We start from the raw sequence: 1,331 nt of genomic DNA, 5'->3' as shown, positions 1-1,331 counted from the left end.
GGATTGATCAGGTTCTGAGTGTTGAAGATGGCATCCCATTCAGCCTGTGTGAGCAGGTGCTGTTCATCAACAACGATCTGATGCAGAGACTTGCCGGTTGTGTAGCCTTCCTTAGCGATGGCGGCGCACTTCTGATAGCCGAAATGCGGCTTCAGCAGTGTGACGATACCGATGGAGTTCATCACATATTCCTTGCAGCGTTCTGTATTAGCTGTTACACCGTCAACAAGTTTTGTACGCAGTGTGTTGCAGGCGTTGGTCATAACCTTCATCTGTGTGTACAGAGCGTAGGTGATCACCGGTTCCATAACGTTCAGTTCGAGCTGGCCGGCAGATGCAGCAAGCATGACTGTTGTGTCAAGACCGATAGCGAGGAAGCTTGCCTGGTTGGCAACTTCAGCTGCAACCGGATTGACTTTGCCCGGCATAATGGAAGAGCCCGGCTGGAGCTGAGGAAGATTGATTTCCTTCAGGCCGCAGCGAGGACCGGAGGCAAGCAGACGGATGTCATTGCAGATCTTGGTCATCTTAACGGCGAGGCCCTTGATCGCAGAAGACAGTGTCTGGTAAGCGCCGCAGTCGCTTGTTGCAGCGATCAGGTCAGCACTGTTCTTGAACGGCATGCCGGTCAGTTTGGCAAGGTTGTTAACAGCAAGTTCCGGATAGCCGGGAGCAGCTGTCACTGTTGTACCGATAGCGGTAGCGCCGAGGTTAACAACGAGCAGATGTTTCTGAGCTTCTTTCAGGTTTTCGATTTCGTCGTTCAGAGTGAAGCCCCAGCCGTGGAATTCCTGGCCGAGTGTCATCGGAACAGCGTCCTGAAGGTGAGTACGACCCATCTTCAGAGTCTGGTCAAATTCCTTAGCTTTTGCATACAGAGCGTCGCGCAGTTCTTCAGCAGCCTTGATCAGGATGTTGGAGCGGAACATGCAGCTCAGATGAATAGCTGTCGGGTATGTATCGTTTGTGGACTGACCGAAGTTGGCGTCATTGTTCGGGTTGACGATGGAGTAGTCACCCTTCTTGCCGCCGAGGTGTTCGATAGCGAGGTTAGAAATAACTTCGTTGGCATTCATGTTGGTGGAAGTGCCTGCACCGCCCTGCAGCCAATCTGTGATGAACTGGTCGCGATACTTTTCAGTATTGTTGATGAGCTCATCGCAAGCCCAGATCATGGCGTCAGCAACTTCGGGTTTAACAACGCCGAGTTCCTTGTTAGCCATTGCAGCCGCTTTCTTAACGTAAGCGAAAGCGATGATGAAGTAGATTTCCTGATTGTTATTTTCTTCGGTGATGAAGAAATTTTCTTTACCGCGAAGGGACTGAACGCC

The 1,331-nt window shown here is 51.3% G+C and carries 1 protein-coding gene; it reads right to left on the bottom strand.

Going from position 1 to position 1,331, the window contains the following annotated elements; genetic code table 11:
* The coding region (locus tag NFR90_RS11565; RefSeq protein ID WP_160336437.1) for an aspartate ammonia-lyase at positions 1–1,331 on the bottom strand (1,331 nt) is incomplete at both ends.

Origin of the sequence: Parasutterella muris (assembly GCF_943193095.1) — a bacterium.
GTDB lineage: Bacteria > Pseudomonadota > Gammaproteobacteria > Burkholderiales > Burkholderiaceae_F > Parasutterella > Parasutterella muris.
Note: the sequence above shows the minus strand (reverse complement) of the source record. Positions and strands in the feature narration are given on the sequence as shown.